The organism is Actinosynnema sp. (assembly GCF_052038725.1).
In genome coordinates, this window is the sequence record NZ_JBQGCX010000814.1 from 1 (window position 1) to 2,011 (window position 2,011).

At 73.7% G+C, this 2,011-nt stretch carries 3 protein-coding genes and 1 pseudogene; 1 reads left to right on the plus strand and 3 read right to left on the minus strand.

Annotated elements, in window-relative coordinates; genetic code table 11:
- Positions 1–62: 62 nt before the first annotated feature.
- From ACTUAL_RS16775 to ACTUAL_RS16785, 3 genes are all read right to left on the minus strand, one after another.
- Positions 63–578 carry a SigE family RNA polymerase sigma factor gene (locus tag ACTUAL_RS16775; RefSeq protein ID WP_440900926.1) on the minus strand — a complete coding sequence of 172 codons (516 nt, stop codon included), beginning with the start codon at positions 576–578 and terminating at the stop codon, positions 63–65.
- A gap of 4 nt (positions 579–582) precedes the next feature.
- Positions 583–879, minus strand: coding sequence for a hypothetical protein (locus tag ACTUAL_RS16780; RefSeq protein WP_157767858.1), 297 nt, complete (start codon positions 877–879; stop codon positions 583–585).
- A 114-nt stretch (positions 880–993) separates the two neighbouring features.
- Complete coding sequence (locus ACTUAL_RS16785) at positions 994–1,566, minus strand: hypothetical protein (RefSeq protein WP_096498000.1); 573 nt, start codon at positions 1,564–1,566, stop codon at positions 994–996.
- A gap of 242 nt (positions 1,567–1,808) precedes the next feature.
- Between ACTUAL_RS16785 and ACTUAL_RS16790 the strand changes: the two are divergent.
- A pseudogene (locus ACTUAL_RS16790) lies at positions 1,809–2,011 on the plus strand (hypothetical protein); the annotation flags it as partial.

The window sequence follows — 2,011 nt, forward strand, 5'->3', positions numbered from 1 at the left end:
CGAAGGCCACCGGTCCGCCCGGCGCGTCCCCCAGCTCCGCGAAGGTCTTCCTGAGCTCGTCCTCAAGCATTCCGCGACACCTCCGGCCACAGCGCGGCGAAGTCCGCCCCCAACCGACGGCGCAGCGCCGCCAGCCCGCGCGAGGTGTGGCTCTTGACGGTGCCGCTCGTGCACCGCAGCGACCGGGCGACCTCGTCAACGCCCAGGTCGTGCCAGAACCGCAGCACGAGCACCGCCCGCTGCTTGGCGGGCAGCGCGTCCAGCGCCCGCCACAGCACCACCCGGTCCTCGCTGAGCTGCGCGGGCACCCCGACCTCGGGCAGCTCGTCGGTGACCCGCTCCCGCTTCCACCGCGCCTTGCGGCGCTCGCCCAGGAACGTGCGCACCACGATCTGCCTGAGGTAGGCGTCGACGCCGTCCCGGTGCGCCATCCTCGGCCCGGCGAGGTAGAGCTTGAGGTACGCGGCCTGCACCACGTCTTCCGCCTCGTGCCAGTTGCCGCACAGCAGGTACGCGGTGAAGCGCATCGCGGCGGCGGACCGGTCGAAGTGCCGGGTGAACTCCGCGTCCCAGCTCACGCCGTCAGTTCCCCCGCTGGTCGGGGTGGGTGGTGGCCTGCGGCGAGGTCTCCGGCACGGGCGGCTCGGTCAGCGTCACGCCGGGGCCCGACGAGGGCTCGGGGGTGACCTGGACCGGCGGGCTCCACGTGGTCGCCTGCGGCGAGGTCCCGACAGGGCTCGTCGCGGGAGCCGAGGTCGCGGGCGCCAGCCCGCCGCCCTGCCCGGAGCCCTGCCCGGAACCGCTGGCGAGCGCGGGCAGCGCCATCAGCGCCCCGCCGACCACCACCGCACCGGCCATCACCACCAGTCGAGTGCGCACACCTGTCTCCCGCGTCCGGTGGCGCCGCCGTCCGGCAGCGCCCTCACCCCCACCAACGCGTCGGGGCGCTCACCCGGTTGTCACGGATTTCCGCGGACCCGCGCTCGACGCCCCTCAGGGCGCCAGCGCGACCCACACCGGCAGCGGGTGCCCGCTCTCGGCGGGCGAGAGCCGCTGCACCGGCCCGAACCCGGCCTCGGCCAGCTCCTCGGCGACCTGCTCGGACGAGAGCACCCGGTGCTGCGTGGACACCGAGCCCGCGACCTCCCAGGACGCGGGCCCGCGCACCAGGCGCACCACGTCGAGCGAGTACGACCCGCCGTCCGGGGCCCAGTCCCACAGCTGCACGGTCACCTGCCGCTCGTCCCCGCGCCCGAGCACCCTCGGCGGCGGCGCGGTGGGCCGCAGCCTGCTCAGCCGGTCCAGCTCGGGCACCGCCGCGACGAGCAGCCCGCCGGGTCGCAGCACCTCGCGCGCCGCCCTGAGGGCTTGCGGCAGCGCGTTCTCGTGCGCGAGCCTGGGCAGCAGGTCGTCACCGGCGCGCACCACGTCGACGGGGCGGTCCGGGCGCGCGCGGGCGATGTCGAGCAGGTCCACCACAACCGGGTGGGGCGTCCCGAGCACGGCCGCCGCCACCTGCGCGAGCTGGTCGTCCGGGGCGAGTTCCTGGTCCTGGGCGGCGGTCACCGGCCACACAGTAGGGCTAAGGGGTCACTCGTCAAGCGGCTACCCGCCCCGCAGGGGGAGTTTTGTTACCGGCGAGTTGACTTCCTGCGAACTCACCGTGCACACCACTTGACAGACCGATGCCCTAGCAGTGAACTCGTAACCCGTATGGCCCAAGCATTGACTCCTCCCGGCAGGCGACGGCGGACTGCGTTGGCGGGTAGGGTCACTGGGGCGTGATCTCATGACAGCGGGGAGTCACCATGACCAACGCTGCCGGTCGACCCAACGTGTCCGTCGACGAGCTCGACTCGACGGGCCACGGCAGTCTTGCGCAGCTTCTGACCACCGGGCCGTTCCCGGAGGCGCTGAGGGCAGCCATCAAAGCGTCCCGGCTCAGCCTGGACCGCATCCAGCACCGGCTGGCGCTCCGCGGGGTCACGATCAGCGTGGCCACCCTGAGCTA